The sequence below is a fragment of the Curtobacterium sp. MCLR17_044 genome, from assembly GCF_003234435.1.
Classification (GTDB): Bacteria; Actinomycetota; Actinomycetes; order Actinomycetales; family Microbacteriaceae; genus Curtobacterium; species Curtobacterium flaccumfaciens.
Map to the genome: position 1 here is coordinate 196,800 of NZ_QKTC01000002.1, position 20,148 is coordinate 216,947.

Below are 20,148 nucleotides of genomic sequence, written 5' to 3' on the forward strand. Positions count from 1 at the left end.
GGCGGGGTTGGTCGTCAGTCGGTCAGATCGCGGTCTGCGTCGACTTGGGCATGTGCAGCGGGATGAGGTCGCGCGGCGGCATCGGCGTCGTGCCGCGCACGACGACGACGCTGCGGAACAGCTCCTCGATCTCGCTCGCGTCGTCGGGCTGCTCGGCGGCCTTGCCGGCGATCACGCCGCGCAGGAACCAGCGCGGGCCGTCGACGCCGACGAAACGGGCCGGACGGGAGCCCGCGGTGCCGCCGTCGCCGTCCACGGCGACCGGGACGGACGCGCGGAGCTCGGGGCCGAACGGGCCGTCGACCTCGGTCACGACACCGCCCTGGCGCTCGATCTGCTCGGCGATCTGGGCGCGGATCTCGTGCCACAGGCCGGTGGACCGGGGTGCCGCGAACGGCTGGACCTGCAGCGTGGACTCGTCGTAGTCGAGCCCGACCGCGACGACGCGCTGCGAGCCCTCCTCGACCTCGAGGCGCAGGTGCAGGCCCTCGCGCGGGAGCACCTTCACCCCGCCCAGGTCGACGTAGGGGCGGACCAGGTTCGCCTCGGTCTCGTCGTGGGGGCCGTTCTCGGCCCGGTCCTCCGGAGCGGACTTGTCCGTCGGGGCGACCGCGTCGACCTCGTCGAGGTCCGCGTCGGCATCCGTCGCGATGTCGACCTCGGGGGACGTGTCCGCGACCTCGATGTCGTCGGCGACGGCGTCCGCCACCTCGACCTCGTCCCGCTTGCGTCGGCCGAACTTCATGCGCGCGTTCCTTCCTGAGCGTCTGCGGCGGCACCGGTCACGGCGTCGCTCCGGTCACCGTAGCCCGACGAGCCGAACCCGCCCTGTCCGCGGACGCTGTCCGGCAGGTCGTCGACCCGGGTGTAGGTCACCTGCGGGACCGGCATCACGATCAGCTGGGCGATGCGGTCGCCGACGTGCACCTCGTACGGTTCCGTCTGGTCGGTGTTGAGCAGGGCGACCTTGATCTCCCCGCGGTAGCCGGAGTCGACGGTGCCGGGGCTGTTCACGATCGTGATGCCGTGCTTCGCCGCCAGGCCGCTCCGCGGGACAACGAACGCGGCGTAGCCCTCGGGCAGCGCGATGCGCAGCCCCGTGGCGGCCAGGTGTCGCTCCCCCGGCTGCAGCACGAAGGCCTCGGTGGAGACGAGATCGGCACCCGCGTCGCCGGGGTGGGCGTGGCCGGGAGCGTGCTCCCCGGTCCAGAGGACGTCGACTGGTTCGGTCACGTGACGAGGGTAGTGCAGCCGTGACCGTTCCGTGACCTCGCTCGCTCGTGATCGAATGGACCCGTGACCCTGTACCGCGAACGACTCTGGGCCCCGCCCGCCCTCTACCTGGCGACGGCGCTCGTCATCCCCGCCACCCTGCTCGTCTTCCTCCCCATCAGCGTCCTGGCCGGCGTCCTCGTGGCGATCGGGATGGAGCTCGGGGTCCTGGTCCTCCTGTGGGCACTCGCACCCACCGTCGAGGTCACCGACACCGAGTTCCGCGCGGGCAAGGCCCACCTCCCCCGCACGCTCGTCGGCACGACCGAGGCGTTCGAGGGCGCAGCGGCCACCGAGCAGCGCGGGCCGGCACTCGACGCCCGCGCCTGGACCCTCTTCCGCGGCTACGTCCGCGGGGTCGTCAAGGTCGAGGTGCGCGACGACGCGGACCCGACGCCCTACTGGCTGGTCAGCGTCCGGCACCCGGGCAAGGTCGTCGAGGCGCTGCGTTCCTGACGGACCACGGTCCACGGTCCACGGGCCACGGCCTGGAGGCGCGGCTCGGCCCCGCCTCGCAGCACACGACGAAGGCCCCGCATCCCTGGAGGATGCGGGGCCTTCGCTGATCGTTGCGTCGAGAGCGACGCGGCTGTGCTCGCTAGAGCGAAGCGCACTCCGCGCAGACCGGTCCGAGCTTCGACTCGTGGTCGAGCTGGGAGCGGTGCTTCACGAGGAAGCACTCGACGCAGGTGAACTCATCGACCTGCGGGGGCAGCACCACGACGTCGAGGTCGACGTCGCTGAGGTCCTGCCCGGCGAGTTCGAAGCTGCCGGGGTTGTCGGAATCATCGTCGACGACCCCCGACATCTTGTCGGGAACGCGCTCCTTGAGGGCCTCGATCGACTCTGAGTCAGAGTTGTCGTCGGTCTTCCGGGGGGCGTCGTAATCGGTGGCCATGCCCATCCATTTCTCGTATCGAGAGGTCGTCGCCGGGTGATCGGCGGCGACAGTTTGCACCACGCCCCGCCAGAGCGCAAACCGAGTGCTGCGGCGGGTCGTGCTGGCTGTGCAACCCACGACCGGAACCGGACATTCCCGACACCCGTTGCCGGAGCGCCGCCCGCCCGGGATCGGCCGTGCGGATGTCCGCGGCACGCCCGTGCGCCTCCCCGGAAACCGCCCGTCGTCCCTGCATACTCACGGGGTACGACAGCAGCACCGTACGCGACGCTGGGAAGGCGGAACCATGCAAGACGTGAGAGTCATCGGAGTCGAGTCCGGCGCACTCCTCCTGGCGACCGACGGCGGCACCGAGTTCCGGTTGCCCGTCACGTCGTCGCTGGCAGGCCAGGTGCGCCAGGCGAACCCCGACGCCGGTCCGCAGAAGCGGGTCTCCCCCAAGGACGTCCAGGCGCGCATCCGTGGTGGCGCCGACGCCGCCGACGTGGCCGCCGCGCTCGACGTCGACGTCGAGTACGTCCGCCGCTTCGAGGGCCCGGTCCTCGCCGAGCGTGCCTTCATCCTCGACGCCTCGCACCGCGTGCCGGTCACCCCGGTCGACGACGAGGCCCCCGACACCTTCGGCCCCGCGATCACCGCGAAGCTCGAGGCCGGCGAGGCCACCGCGATCACCTGGGGCTCCTGGAAGCACCCGGAGAGCGGCTGGCAGGTCCGCGTCCGCTACACCGCTGGCGAGGTCGAGCACGACGCCCAGTGGCACTTCGACCCCAAGACCTCGACCCTCGTACCGGACAACGGCGACGCGCACCGGCTGTCGCACACCGACGACGAGGGCATCGCCCCGCGTCTGCGTGCGGTCGAGTTCGAGCAGCAGGACGACGACGGCACCCGCTTCGACTCGGGCGCCTTCCGCGTCGACGAGCCGGAGCAGCCGGCCGCCGAGCCCGAGCCGTCCCAGCACGCGCCGCTCCGTGCGCCGCTGCCCCGCATCGGCCAGGCCGCCGTGGAAGAGCGTGCTCCCGGCAACGAGACCGCCGACCTGCTCGAGGCGCTCCGCCGTCGCCGCGGTGAGCGCGAAGCAGCGTCCTTCGGCGAGCAGCGCGACGAGTCCGCCCGCGGCACGTCCATCAGCGTCGTCGACATCCCGCTGCAGGGCTTCGAGGACGGCGGCGCGCACGACACCGCACCGCAGTCGACCGACACCCGCCCGGCCTCGGCGCCCGAGCCCGAGAGCCGTGGCGAACGCAAGAAGCGCAACCGCCGCTCGATGCCGAGCTGGGACGAGATCGTCTTCGGCACCCGCCCGGACGACGACCCCGCCTGATCGGCATGCTCACCGACCGTCGGCGCTGACACCCCTAGTGGGCGAACGCGCCGGCGAGCCGGAGCGGCACGATCGTCTCCTCGTCGGTCATCGCCCCGTGCTGGCCGATCATGCGCTTCGGCGTCTCGTCCTCGCGCAGGGCACGGTCGTCGTTGAACGCCCACGAGCCGCGCGCCACGACGAGCACGTCGCCGATTCGCGGCACCACCTGGTCGGACACCTGCCCGAACCACCCGGCCTCGATCGCTTCGGCACGGCTGGCGACGGAGGCCTTCTTGCCGTAGCGCGCCCGGAACGCGCCGACGAGGGCGCGGACGTCCGTGCCGGGTGCGACGGTGAGCTGGCGGCAGCGCGGGTCACCCGCGACGCCGACGACGTCGGTGAGCAGCAGCGGGTCGATGGCGATGTTCGCGTGGTCCGGCACGTCGAGCACACCGTGGTCCGCCGTCACCAGGACCCCCACGTCGTCCGCGGTCCGGGCATCGAGGCGGGCGAGTTCCCCGTCGAGCAGCTCGAGGGCGGCCGTCCACCGGTCGGACTGCCAGCCGTACTTGTGCCCGATCGAGTCGAGCTCCGGAACGTACAGGTAGACGAGCGAGCGGCCGGTGGCGGTCTCGGCCAGTGCGGCGTCGACACGCTGCGGGATGGTGTCCGCGGACACGTACCGGGCGCCGCCGAGCACGTTCGCGGTCATCCCGGACGAGCGGTACCGGTCCGGCCCGACGACGACCGGGTCGAGTCCGAGCTCCGCGGCCCGGGTGAACAGCGTCTGCGTCAGGAACCAGTCGGCGGGCACCTCGGTGTCCCAGCCGCCGAGCAGGTTCATCACGGCACCGGTGTCCGGGTTCCAGCCGCTGTACCCGACGACGCCGTGGGTGCCGGGCGAGCGGCCCGTGGTCAGGGTGCTCAGCGCCGCCGCGGTCGTCGTCGGGAACCCGCTCCGGAGCTTCTTCGCGGTGCCGGTGCCCTTCGCGCCGGTCAACCAACGCGCGTGCCCGGCGCGCGCTGCCAGCGCGGCGGAACCGAGGCCGTCGACCAGCACGACGATCGCCGAGCGGGCGAGGCGGAGGGCGATCCGGGCCTCCAGGCCGTCGTTCCGCAACCACGCGTCGTCCGCAGCGCCGAGCGCCACGAGGCAACTCGGGAAGACGTCGGCGAGGTTCGCGACGGCGTCGGGGGCCGTCGGTACGCTTGTTCCCATCCCACGAGTCTCCCAGACGACTCCGGTTCTCCAGAAAGGTGCCATGGCACGCACGGACGTAGTCGGCCTGCCCGACGGTGAGCGCATCGAGGACGTCGACGTCTCCGAGGAGATGCAGGGCTCCTTCCTCGAGTACGCGTACTCCGTCATCTACTCGCGGGCGCTGCCCGATGCCCGCGATGGCCTGAAGCCGGTGCAGCGTCGCATCCTGTACCAGATGGCCGAGATGGGGCTCCGGCCCGACCGCGGACACGTCAAGAGCGCCCGCGTCACCGGCGAGGTGATGGGCAAGCTGCACCCGCACGGCGACGGCGCGATCTACGACGCGCTGGTCCGGATGGCCCAGCCGTTCACGATGCGCGTGCCGCTCGTCGATGGTCACGGCAACTTCGGCTCCCTCGACGACGGCCCCGCTGCCGCCCGGTACACCGAGGCCAGGCTCGCCGAACCGTCGATGGCGATGACCGAGGGCCTGGGCGAGGACGTCGTCGACTTCGTCCCGAACTACGACAACCAGATCATGCAGCCGGGCGTGCTGCCGGCGGCGTTCCCGAACCTGCTCGTCAACGGCGCCTCCGGCATCGCGGTCGGCATGGCGACGAACATGGCGCCGCACAACCTCGGCGAGGTCGTCGAGGCCGCGAAGCACCTGCTCATGAACCCGCAGGCCAGCCTCGAAGAGCTCATGGAGTTCGTGCCCGGCCCCGACCTGCCGTCCGGCGGCACGATCGTCGGGCTCTCCGGGGTCCGCGACGCCTACGCGACCGGCCGTGGATCGTTCCGCACCCGCGCCAAGGTGAGCGTCGAGAACCTCACCCCGCGCAAGGTGGGACTCGTCGTCACCGAGCTGCCCTACCTGGTCGGCCCCGAACGCGTCATCGAGAAGATCAAGGACGGCGTCCAGTCCAAGAAGCTCGTCGGCATCTCGGACGTCAACGACCTGACCGACCGCAACCACGGGCTCCGGCTCGTCATCGGCATCAAGAGCGGCTTCAACCCCACCGCCGTGCTCGAGCAGCTCTACAAGCACACCCCGCTCGAGGACGGCTTCGGCATCAACAACGTCGCGCTGGTCGGCGGGTCGCCGCGGACCCTCGGGCTCCGCGAGCTGCTCGACGTCTACGTGCAGCACCGGCTCGACGTCGTCACCCGGCGGTCGCAGTACCGGCTGGCACGACGCAAGGAACGGCTGCACCTGGTCGAGGGCCTGCTCATCGCGATCCTCGACATCGACGAGGTCATCCAGGTCATCCGCACCTCCGACGACTCCGAGGCGGCGCGCAACCGCCTGCGCGACATCTTCGACCTGTCCGAGGTGCAGGCCGAGTACATCCTCGAGCTGCGCCTGCGCCGCCTGACGAAGTTCTCGCGGATGGAGCTCGAGGCCGAGCGTGACCAGCTGCTCGCCGACATCGCCGCCCTCGAAGAACTCCTGGCGTCCGACGAACGGCTCCGCGCGCAGGTCGCGCTCGAGCTGACCGAGGTGTCCGACAAGTTCGCGACCCCGCGGCGCACGCTGCTCACCGAGGCCGACGCCCCGGTGAAGGGCGGTCGGAAGGCCGCGGTCGACCCGGAGTCGCTGCAGATCGCCGACTCCCCCTGCCGCGTGCTGCTCTCCACCACCGGACGGCTCATCCGCGTCGACATCCCGACCTCGGAGCTCGGCATCGTCCGCGTGCCGAAGCGCTCGAAGCACGACGCCGTGCGCTCCGCCGTGGTGAGCACGGTGCGGGGACAGATCGGCGCGATCACCTCGACCGGGCGGGTCCTCCGGCTCTCCCCCGTCGACGTCCCCGCCGTACCGCCCGCCGCGGTCCGGCTCGACGCCGGCGTCCGGGTCACCGACTTCCTGGCGCTCACCAAGGGCGAGACGGTCGTGGCGATCGTCGACCTGTCCGGCGCGTCGTCGGACTCGCTGGCGATCGGCACCGCACACGGCGTGGTGAAGCGCGTCGTGGCGGGTGCATGGCCCGACAAGCCCGAGTTCGTCGCCATCGGCCTGAAGCCCGGCGACCACGTGGTCGGCGCTGCCCAGGCCCCGGAGTCCGACGACCTCGTGTTCATCAGCTCGAACGCGCAGCTGCTGCGGTTCCCGGCGTCCGTCGTCCGGGCGCAGGGGTTGCCCGCGGGTGGAGTGGCCGGCATGGCCCTCGCTGACGGCGCCTCGGTGATCTGGTTCGGCTCGGTCGCACGCTCCGACGACGCCGTGGTCGCCACGGTGTCCACCACCTCGACCGCCCTGCCCGGCACGGACGCCGGCCGCGCCAAGGTCTCCGCCCTGTCGGAGTTCCCGGCGAAGGGCCGCGCCACCCAGGGTGTCCGTGCGCACGCGTTCCTGAAGGGCGAGGACGGGCTCACCGTGGGCTGGGCGGGCATCGCGCCGCCGCACGCCGTCGGCACGGACGGCGCCGCGCGGACCCTGCCCGACTGGCTGTCGAAGCGTGACGGGTCGGGTGCCCCGCTCGAGGCGGTCATCGGCTCGATCGGCGGCAGCGCCGCGACGCTCGACGGCACCGCCGGCGAGGCGTAGGCGCGCACTGGCGCGCGCCACCTTTCGCGCCTGGCGACACCTCACACCCTGCGAGACCCGTGAGGTGTCGCCCAGCGCGTGAGAACGCAGGGCGCACGGCCTGGAGGCGCGGGGCGGCCCCGCCACGGGCCTCCCGTCCGCCATCGCGGAAGCGACAGAACCCCGCCGACTGTCGGCGGGGTTCTGTCGCTCTTGCGCCATGGACCGTGCGCATCGGCCGAGCGGTGTCGCTTTCGCGACGCGCTACGCGTCGATGCGGTCGCGGTCCAGGCCCTCGCCGGCCAGGATGAACTCCTTGCGCGGCGCGACGTCGTTGCCCATGAGCAGCTCGAACACCTTCGCGGCACCCTCGGCATGGGTCACGTTCACCCGGCGCAGGGTGCGGTGCGCGCGGTCCATCGTGGTCTCCGCGAGCTGGTCGGCGTCCATCTCACCGAGGCCCTTGTACCGCTGGATCGGCTCCTGGTACTTCTTGCCCGTCTTCTCGAGCTTCTTCAGCACCGTCTGCAGCTCCTGTTCGGAGTACGTGTAGAGCGTGTCGTTCGGCTTGCCGCGGTTCACCACGACGACCCGGTGCAGCGGCGGCACGGCGGCGAAGACCCGGCCCTGTTCGATCATCGGCCGCATGTACCGGAAGAACAGCGTCAGCAGCAGCGTGCGGATGTGGGCGCCGTCGACGTCGGCGTCCGACATGATGATGATCTTGCCGTAGCGGGCCTGGTCGATGTCGAACGTGCGGCCCGAACCGGCGCCGATGACCTGGATGATCGACGCGCACTCGACGTTCGAGAGCATGTCCGACACGGACGCCTTCTGCACGTTGAGGATCTTGCCGCGGATCGGCAGCAGCGCCTGGTACTCGCTGTTGCGGGCGAGCTTCGCGGTGCCGAGCGCCGAGTCGCCCTCGACGATGAAGAGCTCCGTGCCCTCGGTCTCCTGCGAGCGGCAGTCGGCGAGCTTCGTCGGCAGCGAGGAGTTCTCGAGCGCGTTCTTGCGGCGCTGCGTCTCCTTGTGTGCCCGCGCCGAGATGCGGGTCTTCATCTCGGACACGACCTTCTCGAGCAGGGCGGCCGACTGTGCCTTCTCGGTGCGCTGCGTCGAGGTGAGGATCTCGGTGATGCGCTTCGACACGACCTGGTCGACGATCTTGCGGACCGCGGGGGTGCCGAGGATCTCCTTCGTCTGCCCCTCGAACTGCGGCTCGGGCAGGCGCACGGTCAGCACGGCGGTCATGCCGGCGAGCACGTCGTCCTTGTCGAGCTTGTCCTGCCCGACCTTGAGCTTGCGGGCGTTCGCCTCGACCTGGGCACGGACCGCCTTGACGACGCCCGACTCGAACCCGGCCTGGTGGGTGCCGCCCTTCGGCGTCGCGATGATGTTGACGAAGCTGCGGAACACGGTCTCGTAGCCACTGCCCCAGCGGAGCGCCAGGTCGACCTCGCACTCGCGCTCGACCGAGGTGGAGACCATGTGGCCCTTGTCGTCGAGCATCGGCACGGTCTCGGTGAAGGTTCCAGTGCCCTGCACGCGCCAGACGTCGGTGAGGGGGCTGTCGACGGCGAGGTGCTCGACGAACTCGCCGATGCCACCCTCGTACCGGAAGCGCTCCACCACCGGCCCCGCGGCCACGGTGGTGCCCGTCGCCTCGGCCCGGGCGGCAGCGGCGTCGATCGAAGCCGCGCGCTCGTCGGTGATGGTGATGCCGAGCCCGGGCACGAGGAATGCGGTCTGCCGTGCACGGGTGACCAGGTCGTCGGTGCTGAACCGGGCGTCGGCGGTGAAGATCTGGCGGTCCGCCCAGTACCGGATCCGGGAGCCGGTGACGCCCTTCTTGACCTTGCCCACCACACGCAGTTCGCTGCCGGAGGTGAAGGGCGCGAACGGAGCGTCCGGGCCGATGCCCTTGCTGTCGTCGAAGATGCCGGGCTCGCCGCGGTGGAACGACATGGCGTAGGTCTTGCCGCCCCGGTCGACCTCGACGTCGAGGCGCTCTGACAGCGCGTTCACGACCGAGGCGCCGACACCGTGCAGGCCGCCCGAGGCCGCGTACGACCCCGAGCCGAACTTGCCGCCGGCGTGCAGCTTGGTGAACACGACCTCGACGCCGGTGAGGCCGGTCTTCGGTTCGACGTCGACGGGGATGCCGCGGGCGGTGTCACGGACCTCGACCGAGCCATCGGCGTGCAGCACGACACCGATCTCGTCACCGTGTCCCGCGAGTGCTTCGTCGACCGAGTTGTCGATGATCTCCCACAGGCAGTGCATGAGGCCCCGGGAGTCCGTCGAGCCGATGTACATGCCCGGCCGCTTCCGGACCGCCTCGAGCCCTTCGAGGACGGAGAGATGGCGTGCGGAGTAGTCGGAGCTCACCGTCGGAGTTTACCGAGCGGCACCGACAGCACCGTGTGGACACTCGCACTGGGGCCAAGCGATCCGCGCTGAGCGAAACAGGCCCCGACAATGCGTCGCTCTCAGGCATCACGTGTTGAAATGGTGCAACCACCCGGCACCACCTGCGATCCGTGAGGAGCACAGCAATGACCCAGACCGTGCAGGACCCCTCCATCGACGAAGTCAGCAACCACCAGCTGACCGCCGCCGACCGTTGCGACAGCTGCGGGGCGCAGGCCTACATCCGAGCCACCATGTCGAGCGGCGAGCTCTACTTCTGCGCCCACCACGGCGCCGAGTTCAAGGACAAGCTCGCGGCGACCGCCATCGAGTGGCACGACGAGAGCAGCCGACTCTACGAGTCGAAGTAGTCGCGACCGACACAAAGACAGGAGGCGCGGTGCCAGCTGGCACCGCGCCTCCTGTCTGTCTGCAGCCCGGTTCAGAACTCGCGGTTCAGCGACCAGGCCACCCCGCGGTAGCTGTTCGGCCCCCAGATGCCGTCGATCGGCCCGCTGTACCTGCCGTGGGCGGCCGCCCATCGCTGCAGTGCCCGGATGATCTCGGGGCTCTGCCAGTTGTGGAGGTCGCCTGCACGGAAGTACCCGCCCTTCGCGAGCTGCTCGGAGACACCCGTCCAGGAGTTCGGACCCATGATCCCGTCGATCGGTCCCTTGTAGCCGTAGTACCCCGCCATGCTGCCGAGGCACTGCAGCCGCTTGTAGAAGATCGGCCCCGGGACGCCGTCCGACTCGGTCGTGGTCGTCGGCACCGAACTGCAGGCCGAACTGATGCGGGGCGTCGCGGCCTCAGCCGGAGCTGTCTGGACGACGGCAGCGGCAGTGGTGATCGCCACGACGAGTGCGCCGACCAGGGCGAGGACGGATTTGTTGGTGAGCATGAAGCCTCCTTTGTCGGCTTCCAACATTTCACATCTCGCACACGAGCGGACCGACTTGGCAATTGTTGCCACTCATCAGAGACGACGAAGGCCGGGCCCCCTCGGGACCCGGCCTTCTGCTTCGTGCGTCAGGCGATGCGCTTGAACGCCTTGTCGACGTAACGGTCGACCGTGGCGCGCGCTTCACGTGCGTAGCGGTCGATGGTCGCCGTCTGCTCCGCGTCCGGCGCGTACTCGCGGCCCAGCCGTGCGGTGGCCGCGGCGAGGACACCGTCGGTCAGCTGCGGGTTGAGCGGCAGGACCGGACCCTGGGTGTGCGTGCCGAAGGAGTTCCCGACGATCGCACCCTCGACCGGGGTGCCGGCCTGGTTGCCGCCGCCGGAGACGACGTCGGCGAAGGGGGTGACCCCGGCTGCGAGCTCGATGCGGGTTGCGTGGTCCTCGAAGCCGGCGAGACGCTTCGGTGCTCCGGGGAGCAGCGGGTACCGGGTCTCGAGGACGAAGTAGTTCACGCGGCGCTCAGCACCGCGGACGGCACGGGCGTCGAACACGCCGAAGCCCGCGACCGGCGCACCCTCGGTCGGCACGACCTCGTTCGTCGCGAGGTCGAACCCACCGCCGACGGCGAGCACCGGCACACCGTCGGTCGCGAACGCACGGAGTGCTCCCCCGATGCGTGTGACGTCGTCGCCCAGGGAACGCATCGCGCTGAGCGGACCGTTGCCGATGACGACGACGTCCGCCGTGGTCGGCAGGTCGTCACCAGGCGCGTACTCGAGGACCTGGGTCTCGATGTCCGCGGCGGCCGCACGGCGGACCAGCGCCGCGACGTTGCCACGGTCGCCCGAGACGCCCATCTGCCGGGGGTAGACGTGCAGGATCGTCATCCGATCGGCCGTCATGCGGTCTTCTCCATGTCCGGGTGGCCGAGGGCCTTGCGGGCGATCATCATGATCTCGTAGTTGACGATGAAGTTCTTCGTCCCACGGGTCGTCGAGCCGAGCTGCTCCATGTGCTTGATGGCCGCTTCGACGTCGGGCTCGACCCGGCCGATGCGGACACCGGCGTGCTCGAGCGCGATCGCGATCTGCCACGCCTTGTCACCGGAGACGACGTCCACGTGGTCGAGCTTCGAGAAGTCGATGTCGTAGATCCAGGAGATGTCGGGCGTGCCCTCGTCGATCGCCATGAGGACCTGCTCGGGCTGGTCCGGCAGGGCGTCGAGGTTGAGCTGCAGGCTCGCGGCGTTCTTGAACATCGTGAACTCGGCGGACTCGCCCGCGATGGGCAGTCGCTCACCGCGGCCGTACGCGGGCTTCATCGTGCCGAAGGCCTTGGTCACGGCATCGGCGCGGAACTGCGCTCCGAGGGCCGCACTCGCCGTCGCGGTGGCCGCAGCGGCGTCGACCGCGTAGTGCAGGCCACGGGCGGGCAGGCGGACCGGGATCTCGGCGCCGTCGAAGCGGATCGTCGCGCCGTCGCCCGTGTGGGCCACGACCTCGGCGTCGGCGGTGTGCTGGGCACGGTCACCGGCGTCGAACGAGTCGGCGTTCTGCAGACCGTTCGGCGCTGCGGCGATGACCTCGTCGCTCGCACCGAACCGCAGGACACGCTGCCCGGGGCTACCGGAGTAGCCGTCGAGGAACTGGTCGTCGTGGTTCGTGATGACGTTCGCCGTCGACAGCGCGGCGGTGTCGAGCATCATCGTCGCCACGCGCTCGGTCTCGAAGAACCGGTACAGCTGGTCGACCTGCACGTTGAGCATCGTCACCGTCGAGGGCGACAGGATCCCGGCGAGCTCGACCGCGAAGGCCTCGTCGACCTCGAGGATGCCGATGTCCGCCTTCAGGCGACCGGTCAGCGAGACCTCGGACAGCAGGGCCGACGCGATGCCCTGCGGCAGGTTCGCGCCGGACGGGTTCGTGAAGACCCGCAGCCCGTGGGCCCGCACGATGTCGGAGATCATGTGCGTGGTCGTCGACTTGCCGTTCGAGCCGAGCACGAAGACGACGCCGTTCGGGAACTGCTTCGTCACGTGCTGCAGGAAGTCCGGCACGAGCTTCAGGACGATGAACCCCGGGTAGGCGGACCCGCCGCCCCGCGCACGAGCGAGGGCACGGAGGATCCGCCCGATCAGGATCGGGATGAAGAAGCGCATGCCGGCTTACTCGAGGTAGTCGCGCAGCGACTGCGACCGCGACGGGTGGCGGAGCTTCGCCATCGTCTTGGACTCGATCTGACGGATGCGCTCACGCGTCACGCCGAACGTGTCACCGATCTGGTCGAGGGTCTTCGGCTGGCCGTCACCAAGGCCGAAGCGCATGCGGATCACGCCCGCCTCGCGCTCGGACAGGGAGTCGAGCAGGCTCTCGAGCTGCTTCTGCAGCATCGTGAAGCCCACCGCGTCGGCCGGCACGACCGCCTCGGTGTCCTCGATGAGGTCACCGAACTCCGAGTCGCCGTCCTCGCCCAGGGGCGTGTGCAGCGAGATCGGCTCGCGGCCGTACTTCTGGACCTCGACGACCTTCTCCGGGGTCATGTCGAGCTCGCGGGCGAGCTCTTCCGGAGTGGGTTCGCGACCGAGGTCCTGCAGCATCTGCCGCTGGACGCGGGCGAGCTTGTTGATGACCTCGACCATGTGCACCGGGATGCGGATGGTGCGGGCCTGGTCGGCCATGGCGCGGGTGATGGCCTGACGGATCCACCACGTCGCGTAGGTCGAGAACTTGAAGCCCTTGGTGTAGTCGAACTTCTCGACCGCACGGATCAGGCCCAGGTTGCCTTCCTGGATGAGGTCCAGGAACTGCATGCCACGACCGGTGTAGCGCTTCGCGAGCGAGACGACCAGGCGGAGGTTCGCACCGAGCAGGTGCGACTTCGCACGCTGACCGTCACGGGCGACCCAGCGCAGTTCACGCTCGGCGGGCTTCGAGAGCCCCGTCGCGTGCTGCAGCTTGTCCTCGGCGAACAGGCCGGCCTCGATGCGCATCGCGAGCTCGACCTCCTGCTCGGCGTTGAGCAGGGCGACCTTGCCGATCTGCTTGAGGTAGTCCTTCACCGGGTCGGCGGTGGCACCCGTGATGGTCGTCGAGTAGACCGGCGCCTCGTCGTCGTCGGTCTGCGAGATGACGAGCGCACCGGCGGCGACCGCGGCAGCGGCGTCCGGCTTGGCCGTCTTGTCGTCGGTGTCGTCGGCCTCGTCGGTCGGCTCCTCGACGGGCTCGTCGGAGGCGATCGCCTCGTCGACGGCGTCGGTCTTCTTCGCCTTGGGCGCCGCCTTCTTGGCGGGCGCCTTCTTGGCGGGGGCCTTCGTGGCGCGCTTCTTCGGCGCTGCGGTGCCCTCGGTGTCCGTGGCGTCCTCTGCCACAGCGCCCTCGGGCTCGGTGTCCTTCGTGGGATCGATCGTCGTGCTCCGGGCAGCCATGCGATCACCTCTCTCGTCGTGCCACGTTCGTGGGGTCGTGGCCTCCCTCGCCGCCCAGGTCCCGCGCCGCAGTCCCCCGCGTCGTACGAGTCCTACCGTTCCGGGCAGCACTAGGACCCATGTCAAGTCCCCCGAGTTCACCGGCGCACCGAAGTGCTCCGACAGACAGGGGTCCCGAACGGGTCCGTGATCATTATTGCACGTGCCGCTTCCGCAGGCGTGCAACGAGTGCAACCCAGAGTGGCCCGACGCGTATTCCCTCTTCCGAGTGCAGCACGCGGCGGGTCCGACGGCGGGCGTGCAGGAGCATCCCGACGCCGAAACCGACCACGACGTACTGCACGGTGAGGGCGATCCGGAAGTTCTCCCAGGCGAACACCTCGGTGCCCGAAGCCCGCGCAGCGACGTCGAGGACGACGCCGATCAGGTACATCATCACGAAGGCCGCCAGGAAGCCGCCGACGTTCACGACGCCGTTCGCCGAACCGAGCGATCCGACGGGGTTGAAGGTCCGGGCGAAGTCGAAGCCGATGAGCGAACCGGGTCCGCCGATCCCCATCGCGACGACGAGCAGCACGAGCAACCACGTCGGTGGGTGCCCGGGCCAGAGCAGGATCGCCGTCCAGAGCACCGCGAGCAGGACGACCACGCCGAGCACCAGGTTCGACCGGCGCATCGGGAACCGCGCGCAGAGCACGCCGAGCACCGGACCGGCGACGAACCCGACGACCACGATGATCGTGAGGAACCCGGCAGCCTCACCCGGGGAGTACCCGAGCCCTCGGAGCATCGGCACGCCCCACAGCAGCGAGAACACCGTGCCCGACGACTGGGTGACGTAGTGCGACCAGAACCCGAGCTGCGTGCCCGGGCGTCGGAGCGCGTGCCCGAAGGTGCTGAACGCGGCGCCCCACGAGTGCGGCAGCGGGATGGTGTCCGTCCGCACCGGCACGGGACCGTTCCGCACGAAGACCGCGGCGAGCACGAGACCGACAGCGCTGGCCGCGGCCGCGACGCCGAACGCCGGGGTCCAGCCCACCGTGTGCAGCAGCACCGCGAACGGGAACGCCGAAAGGATCTGGCCGATCTGCCCGAGGTTGCCCGTCCACTGCGAGATCTGCGGCAGGATCCGGCCGCTGAACCACATCGGAACCAGGCGGATCACCGAGATGAAGGTCATGGCGTCACCGGCACCGACGAGCACCCGCCCCGCGATGGCCGGCCCGATCGACGGGGACACGGCGACGATCGCCTGTCCGACGACCAGCAGCGCGGCGCCGAGGAGCACCAGCCGGCGCGGGCCCACGCGGTCGAGCGCGATCCCCACCGGGATCTGCAGCCCCGCGTAGACGGCGATCTGCACCACGGCGAGGGTGGACAGGACCGCGGCGGAGACGGCGAACCGGTCCTGCGCGTCGACACCGGAGACCCCGAGCGAGGACCGCTGCACCACGGCGAGGACGTACGCGAGGACCGCGACGCCCCAGATCAGGAAGGCACGACGGGAGTTCACCGGTCCAGGCTACCGACGCGTCCCAGCGTCGATGCGCGAGGAGCGTCGTCGACGCGCGTCACGTCGTGCGGGTGACCGGAGGACGGCCTGGAGGCGCGGTGCGGGGCCGCCACGGGCCTCCAGGCCGCCCTGTGGGGACGTCCGGATCCCGCGACGGTCAGTCGGTCGCGTCGCCCTGGGTGCGCCGGTCGGCGAGGAAGCGCTCGAGCTCGGCCGCGATCGCGTCGGCGGTCGGCACCTCGCCGTCCACGCCGGTGAGCGGCGACGCGACGGGGTTGCCCTCCATGTACGTGTCGTGCCGCTCCTCGAGCACGGAGACCAGGCGCTGCAGCTCGGGGTTGCCGGCCACCTGCTCCTCGACGCGGGTGAGGAACTCGCGACCCGACTCGCGCAGGGCGTCCGTCGGGAAGATGAGCCCGGTCGCGGCGGCGATGCCGGACAGCGCCGCGACGGCGGCGTCGGGGAACTCGGTGTCGGACAGGTAGTGCGGCACGAGCAGCACGAGCCCGGTGACCTGCGCGCCGGTCTCGGCGAGGCGGTGCTCGACCAGGTGCAGGACGTTCGCCGGCGCCTGGGTCTCGGGCTTCCAGACGCTCATCTGCTCGACGAGGTCGGCCCGGGTGCCGGAGACGGTCAGGCTGATCGGACGGGTGTGCGGGACCGGCATCGGGATGGACTGCACCCACGTGGTGTCGGCCACCTGCAGGTCGGCGGCGAGCCCGGTGACGGCGCGGACGAAGCGGTTCCACTGGAAGTCCGGCTCGTAGCCCGACAGGAACAGGAACGGCTGGCCGATCTCGTCGCGCACCAGGTGCAGGGCCAGACGGGGCGGCTCGACGGCGCTGATGTGGTCGTGCTCGAAGGTGATGACCGGGCGACGGGCCCGCCAGTCGAGCAGCACGTCCGGGTCGAACTCGGCGACGAGCTCGGTGTCGAGGTCCTCGAGGATCGAGTTCGTCACCTGCGCCACGGCCGATCCGGCATCGGCGAAACCGGTCAGCCCGGCGATCAGGTGCAACCCTGCTGGCACGGTCGGGGCGTCCGCGTCGAACGTGTAGAGCTCCTCGGGGTGGTTCACCGTCCCCATGCTAGGCGGGGCTTCCGACGTCCCCGGTGCGCGACGACCACGCCGACAGCGAACAGGCCGTCGGTAGGGTTGGAGCATGGTCCGACCGACGCTCTCCACCACCAGTTCACCCCCCGAGACCACCACCGCCGACGTGCTCGTCGTCGGGGTCCGCCCGGGCTCGTCCGGCGAGGCCGACAGCCCCGCCGTGCTCGCCCCCACCGCCCTCGGCACGCTCGACGCCCTCGCCGGCCTCGACCTCGCCGCGATCGGGGTCACCGGCGCGAAGGACCAGCTCGTCCGCCTGCCCGCCACCGGCGTCGGTGCGAAGTCGGTCGCGCTGATCGGCCTCGGCTCCGCCACGGGCGCCGCGGCGATCCGCGCTGCGGCCGGCAGCGCCGTGCGACAGCTCCCCCGCGTCGACTCGATCACGCTCGCCCTGCCCACCGACTCCGCCGAGCTCGTCGACGCCGCCCTCGAGGGCGCGGCGCTCGGCGCCTACGCCTTCACCCGGCACAAGGGCACCGGCACCAAGGCCCCGGCCCGCGGTGACCAGCGCATCGAGGTCGTCGCCCCCACCGACGTCGCAGCCGACGCCGCCGTGCGCCCCGCGATCGTCGCCGACGCCGCGTCGCTCGTGCGCGACCTCGTGAACACCGCCGCGGGCGACCTCGGGCCGCAGGACGTCGCCGACGTCGCGACCGGGTTCGCCTCGGACCTGCCGCTCACCGTCGAGGTCCTCGACGAGCAGGCGCTCGAGGAGCAGGGCTTCGGCGGCATCCTCGGTGTCGGCCGCGGTTCGGCGCGTCCCCCGCGCCTGGTCGTCGTCCGGTACGCGCCGGAGTCCGCCACGAAGCACCTCGCCCTCGTGGGCAAGGGCATCACCTTCGACTCGGGCGGCCTCTCGCTCAAGCCCGCGGCGTCGATGCTCGGCATGAAGACCGACATGACCGGTGCCGCCACGGTGCTCGCCGCGACCGTCGCCGCCGCCCGCCTGGGGCTGAACGTGCGCGTGACCGCGTGGCTCGCCCTCGCCGAGAACATGCCCTCCGGCACCGCGACCCGCCCGGGCGACGTCCTGACGCTGAAGAACGGCACCACGGTCGAGGTCACGAACACCGACGCCGAGGGCCGCCTGGTGCTCGGCGACGGGATGGCCGCCGCGTCGCTCGAGCAGCCCGACGCGCTCGTCGACGTCGCCACGCTGACCGGCGCCCAGGTCGTCGCGCTCGGCGACCGCACCACCGGCCTGATGGGCAGCGACGACCTCGTCGCGAAGGTCCGCGCCGTCGCCGAGGGCGTCTCGGAGCCGATCTGGCCGATGCCGCTGCCCGAGGAGCTCGAGGCCCGGCTGTCCAGCGACGTCGCCGACATCGTCAACGCCACGGTCGGCAACCCGGCCGGTGGCATGCTGCTCGCGGGCAAGTTCCTCGAGCGCTTCGCCGGCGAGGGTGTCCCCTGGGCGCACCTCGACATCGCGGGTCCGTCGGAGAACAAGGGCGGCGGGTACGCCTGGTTGGGCAAGGGTGCGACGGGCGTGATGGTCCGGACGCTCATCGCTCTCGCAGAAGACCTCCAGTCCGAGTAGTAGGTTTGGTACCGGTGGGAACGGCGCACCGACGCGCCTCCCACCGGTACTGCACGGGACGGGACCGGAACCACGCGGTCCGACCGTCGGACGCCGCCCTCCGCGGTGTCCACGTAGGGCCCGATCGGCCCGACACGCACGAGGGAGTTGCACCAGGTGACGGAACAGACTTACGACGTCGTTGTCCTCGGTGGCGGGAGTGGTGGGTACGCCGCTGCGCTCCGGGCCGCCGAACTCGGCATGAGCGTCGCGCTCATCGAGGGCGACAAGCTCGGAGGGACGTGCCTGCACCGCGGCTGCATCCCGACGAAGGCACTGCTGCACGCGGCCGAGGTCGCCGACGCGACGCGCGACGCCGACAAGTACGGCGTGGTCGCGGAGTTCGCCGGTGTCGACGTGCCCAAGGTCATCGACTACCAGCAGGGCATCATCAACTCCAAGTACAAGGGCCTGCAGGGTCTGATCAAGGCCCGCGGCATCACCGTGGTCGAGGGCTGGGGTCGTCTGACCTCGCAGAACACCGTGCAGGTCGGCGACCAGACCGTCACCGGCAAGAACATCGTGCTCGCGACCGGCTCCTACTCGAAGTCCCTGCCGGGGCTCGAGATCGGCGGCCGCGTGATCACCAGCGAGACCGCGCTCCGCATGGACTACGTCCCGAACAAGGTCGTCATCCTGGGCGGCGGCGTCATCGGCGTCGAGTTCGCCAGCGTCTGGAAGTCCTTCGGGGCCGAGGTCACCATCGTCGAGGGCCTGCCGCACCTGGTCCCCGCCGAGGACGAGTCGATGTCGAAGCAGCTCGAGCGTGCGTTCCGCAAGCGCGGCATCGAGTTCTCGCTCGGTGTCCGGTTCCAGGGCGTCGAGCAGCACGAGAACGGCGTCGTCGTCACGTTGGAGGACGGCAAGACCTTCGACGGTGACGTCCTGCTCGTCGCCGTCGGCCGTGGCCCGGTCACGCAGAACGTCGGCTACGACGAGGTCGGCGTGGCGATGGACCGCGGGTTCGTCACCACGAACGAGCGTCTCGCCACGAACATCCCGAACGTCTACGCCGTCGGCGACATCGTCCCCGGTCTGCAGCTCGCGCACCGCGGCTTCCAGCAGGGCATCTTCGTCGCCGAGGAGATCGCCGGCCTCAACCCGGTGGTCATCGAGGACAAGAACATCCCGAAGATCACCTACTCCGACCCCGAGGTCGCGTCGGTCGGGCTCTCGCAGGCCAAGGCCGAGGAGCAGTACGGCGCCGACAAGGTCGACTCGTACGAGTACAACCTGGCCGGCAACGGCAAGAGCCACATCATCGGGACCTCCGGCTCCGTCAAGGTCGTGCGCGTCGTGGACGGCCCCGTCGTCGGCGTCAGCATGATCGGTGCCCGCGTCGGCGAGCTCATCGGCGAAGCCCAGCTCGCCGTGAACTGGGAGGCCTACCCGGAGGACATCGCTCCCCTGGTGCACGGTCACCCGACCCAGAACGAAGCCCTCGGCGAGGCGTTCCTGCACCTCGCGGGCAAGCCGCTGCACGCGCTGTGACCGGCACCGGCCGCACTGTGACAATGACATCAACAACCACTGCAATCCCCCGCGAAGAGGAGTCCACCCGATGAGCGAATCCGTCAACCTCCCGGCGCTCGGCGAGAGCGTCACCGAGGGCACGGTGACCCGATGGCTGAAGAACGTCGGTGACCGGGTCGAGGTCGACGAGCCGCTGCTCGAGGTCTCGACCGACAAGGTCGACACCGAGATCCCGTCGCCGATCGCCGGCGTCGTCGAGGAGATCCTCGTTCCCGAGGACGAGACCGTCGAGGTCGGCACCGCCCTCGTGAAGATCGGTGACGGCTCCGGCTCGTCCGACGGCGGTTCGGACTCGTCCGACTCCGGCGCCGACGACGCGAACGCCGCCGCTGCCGACGCCGAGGAGCCCGAGGCCGCTCCGAGCACGGAGCAGGAGGCCGAGACCCCCGCACCCGAGCCCACCGAGCCCGAGCCCGCTCCCGCCGGTCAGACGCAGCCCGCCGCCCCGCAGGCACCGTCCGCCCC

General features: G+C 70.7%; 18 protein-coding genes. 7 read left to right on the forward strand and 11 right to left on the reverse strand.

What is annotated here, in order from left to right; genetic code table 11:
• Positions 1 to 22: 22 nt before the first annotated feature.
• Entirely contained in the window at positions 23 to 745 is a 723-nt protein-coding gene (locus DEJ04_RS02625; protein ID WP_027465470.1) for a DUF3710 domain-containing protein, read from the reverse strand.
• A complete protein-coding gene (gene dut / locus DEJ04_RS02630) occupies positions 742 to 1,233 on the reverse strand; it encodes a dUTP diphosphatase (RefSeq protein ID WP_071403948.1) in 492 nt (163 codons plus the stop codon). The genes DEJ04_RS02625 and dut overlap by 4 nt, the downstream gene beginning before the upstream one ends.
• Positions 1,234 to 1,296: 63 nt before the next feature.
• Here dut and DEJ04_RS02635 point away from each other — a divergent pair, with 63 nt between their 5' ends.
• A complete protein-coding gene (locus DEJ04_RS02635) occupies positions 1,297 to 1,728 on the forward strand; it encodes a DUF3093 domain-containing protein (RefSeq protein WP_111046151.1) in 432 nt (143 codons plus the stop codon).
• A 142-nt stretch (positions 1,729 to 1,870) separates the two neighbouring features.
• On the opposite strand, the gene DEJ04_RS02640 is transcribed toward DEJ04_RS02635, so the two are convergent.
• Positions 1,871 to 2,170 (reverse strand): DUF4193 domain-containing protein, encoded by a 300-nt coding sequence (locus tag DEJ04_RS02640; protein ID WP_017886098.1) that lies wholly within the window; start codon positions 2,168 to 2,170, stop codon positions 1,871 to 1,873.
• Between the two features lie 298 nt (positions 2,171 to 2,468).
• Here DEJ04_RS02640 and sepH point away from each other — a divergent pair, with 298 nt between their 5' ends.
• Complete coding sequence (gene sepH, locus DEJ04_RS02645) at positions 2,469 to 3,497, forward strand: septation protein SepH (RefSeq protein ID WP_181437710.1); 1,029 nt, start codon at positions 2,469 to 2,471, stop codon at positions 3,495 to 3,497.
• Between the two features lie 34 nt (positions 3,498 to 3,531).
• Here sepH and DEJ04_RS02650 read toward each other — a convergent pair whose 3' ends face one another.
• Positions 3,532 to 4,698, reverse strand: coding sequence for an alkaline phosphatase family protein (locus tag DEJ04_RS02650; protein WP_181437711.1), 1,167 nt, complete (start codon positions 4,696 to 4,698; stop codon positions 3,532 to 3,534).
• Between the two features lie 43 nt (positions 4,699 to 4,741).
• Between DEJ04_RS02650 and DEJ04_RS02655 the strand changes: the two genes are divergently transcribed.
• Positions 4,742 to 7,228, forward strand: coding sequence for a DNA topoisomerase (ATP-hydrolyzing) subunit A (locus DEJ04_RS02655; RefSeq protein ID WP_111046170.1), 2,487 nt, complete (start codon positions 4,742 to 4,744; stop codon positions 7,226 to 7,228).
• A gap of 243 nt (positions 7,229 to 7,471) precedes the next feature.
• On the opposite strand, the gene DEJ04_RS02660 is transcribed toward DEJ04_RS02655, so the two are convergent.
• Positions 7,472 to 9,598, reverse strand: a complete 2,127-nt coding sequence (locus tag DEJ04_RS02660; RefSeq protein ID WP_071244557.1) for a type IIA DNA topoisomerase subunit B — start codon at positions 9,596 to 9,598, stop codon at positions 7,472 to 7,474.
• 167 nt (positions 9,599 to 9,765) lie between these two features.
• On the opposite strand from DEJ04_RS02660, the gene DEJ04_RS02665 reads away from it, so the two are divergent.
• Positions 9,766 to 9,990: a hypothetical protein gene (locus DEJ04_RS02665; RefSeq protein ID WP_017886093.1), complete on the forward strand. Its 225-nt coding sequence runs from the start codon at positions 9,766 to 9,768 to the stop codon at positions 9,988 to 9,990.
• Positions 9,991 to 10,061: 71 nt separating this feature from the next.
• Here the strand turns inward: DEJ04_RS02665 and DEJ04_RS02670 are convergent, their stop codons facing one another.
• From DEJ04_RS02670 to DEJ04_RS02695, 6 genes are all read right to left on the reverse strand, one after another.
• Complete coding sequence (locus DEJ04_RS02670; RefSeq protein WP_111046153.1) at positions 10,062 to 10,520, reverse strand: peptidoglycan-binding protein; 459 nt, start codon at positions 10,518 to 10,520, stop codon at positions 10,062 to 10,064.
• A 128-nt stretch (positions 10,521 to 10,648) separates the two neighbouring features.
• Positions 10,649 to 11,422, reverse strand: a complete 774-nt coding sequence (locus tag DEJ04_RS02675; RefSeq protein WP_111046154.1) for a type 1 glutamine amidotransferase — start codon at positions 11,420 to 11,422, stop codon at positions 10,649 to 10,651.
• On the reverse strand, positions 11,419 to 12,678 hold the full coding sequence (locus DEJ04_RS02680; RefSeq protein ID WP_111046155.1) for a MurT ligase domain-containing protein: 1,260 nt from the start codon (positions 12,676 to 12,678) through the stop codon (positions 11,419 to 11,421). Before DEJ04_RS02680 ends, DEJ04_RS02675 begins: the two co-directional genes overlap by 4 nt.
• A 6-nt stretch (positions 12,679 to 12,684) precedes the next feature.
• The gene (locus tag DEJ04_RS02685) at positions 12,685 to 13,944 is read right to left on the reverse strand and encodes an RNA polymerase sigma factor (RefSeq protein WP_027465462.1); all 1,260 of its coding nucleotides are present in this window, start codon (positions 13,942 to 13,944) and stop codon (positions 12,685 to 12,687) included.
• A 193-nt stretch (positions 13,945 to 14,137) separates the two neighbouring features.
• Positions 14,138 to 15,457, reverse strand: a complete 1,320-nt coding sequence (locus DEJ04_RS02690; RefSeq protein ID WP_071403956.1) for a nitrate/nitrite transporter — start codon at positions 15,455 to 15,457, stop codon at positions 14,138 to 14,140.
• Between the two features lie 157 nt (positions 15,458 to 15,614).
• Positions 15,615 to 16,544: a proteasome assembly chaperone family protein gene (locus DEJ04_RS02695; protein WP_027465460.1), complete on the reverse strand. Its 930-nt coding sequence runs from the start codon at positions 16,542 to 16,544 to the stop codon at positions 15,615 to 15,617.
• Between the two features lie 76 nt (positions 16,545 to 16,620).
• On the opposite strand from DEJ04_RS02695, the gene DEJ04_RS02700 reads away from it, so the two are divergent.
• From DEJ04_RS02700 to DEJ04_RS02710, 3 genes are all read left to right on the forward strand, one after another.
• Positions 16,621 to 18,111 carry a leucyl aminopeptidase gene (locus DEJ04_RS02700; protein WP_111046156.1) on the forward strand — a complete coding sequence of 497 codons (1,491 nt, stop codon included), beginning with the start codon at positions 16,621 to 16,623 and terminating at the stop codon, positions 18,109 to 18,111.
• 156 nt (positions 18,112 to 18,267) lie between these two features.
• On the forward strand, positions 18,268 to 19,641 hold the full coding sequence (gene lpdA / locus DEJ04_RS02705) for a dihydrolipoyl dehydrogenase (protein WP_111046157.1): 1,374 nt from the start codon (positions 18,268 to 18,270) through the stop codon (positions 19,639 to 19,641).
• Between the two features lie 70 nt (positions 19,642 to 19,711).
• Positions 19,712 to 20,148 (forward strand): biotin/lipoyl-containing protein (locus DEJ04_RS02710; protein ID WP_309148009.1); only part of this gene is annotated, 437 nt, incomplete at its 3' end.

Coding starts and splice junctions, on each gene's coding strand:
- DEJ04_RS02625 (WP_027465470.1), bottom strand. CDS start 745: ATGAAGTTCGGCCGACGCAAGCGGGACGAGGTCGAGGTGGCGGACGCC.
- DEJ04_RS02640 (WP_017886098.1), bottom strand. CDS start 2,170: ATGGCCACCGATTACGACGCCCCCCGGAAGACCGACGACAACTCTGAC.
- DEJ04_RS02650 (WP_181437711.1), bottom strand. CDS start 4,698: ATGGGAACAAGCGTACCGACGGCCCCCGACGCCGTCGCGAACCTCGCC.
- DEJ04_RS02655 (WP_111046170.1), top strand. CDS start 4,742: ATGGCACGCACGGACGTAGTCGGCCTGCCCGACGGTGAGCGCATCGAG.
- DEJ04_RS02665 (WP_017886093.1), top strand. CDS start 9,766: ATGACCCAGACCGTGCAGGACCCCTCCATCGACGAAGTCAGCAACCAC.
- DEJ04_RS02670 (WP_111046153.1), bottom strand. CDS start 10,520: ATGCTCACCAACAAATCCGTCCTCGCCCTGGTCGGCGCACTCGTCGTG.
- DEJ04_RS02675 (WP_111046154.1), bottom strand. CDS start 11,422: ATGACGGCCGATCGGATGACGATCCTGCACGTCTACCCCCGGCAGATG.
- DEJ04_RS02680 (WP_111046155.1), bottom strand. CDS start 12,678: ATGCGCTTCTTCATCCCGATCCTGATCGGGCGGATCCTCCGTGCCCTC.
- DEJ04_RS02685 (WP_027465462.1), bottom strand. CDS start 13,944: ATGGCTGCCCGGAGCACGACGATCGATCCCACGAAGGACACCGAGCCC.
- DEJ04_RS02695 (WP_027465460.1), bottom strand. CDS start 16,544: ATGGGGACGGTGAACCACCCCGAGGAGCTCTACACGTTCGACGCGGAC.
- DEJ04_RS02700 (WP_111046156.1), top strand. CDS start 16,621: ATGGTCCGACCGACGCTCTCCACCACCAGTTCACCCCCCGAGACCACC.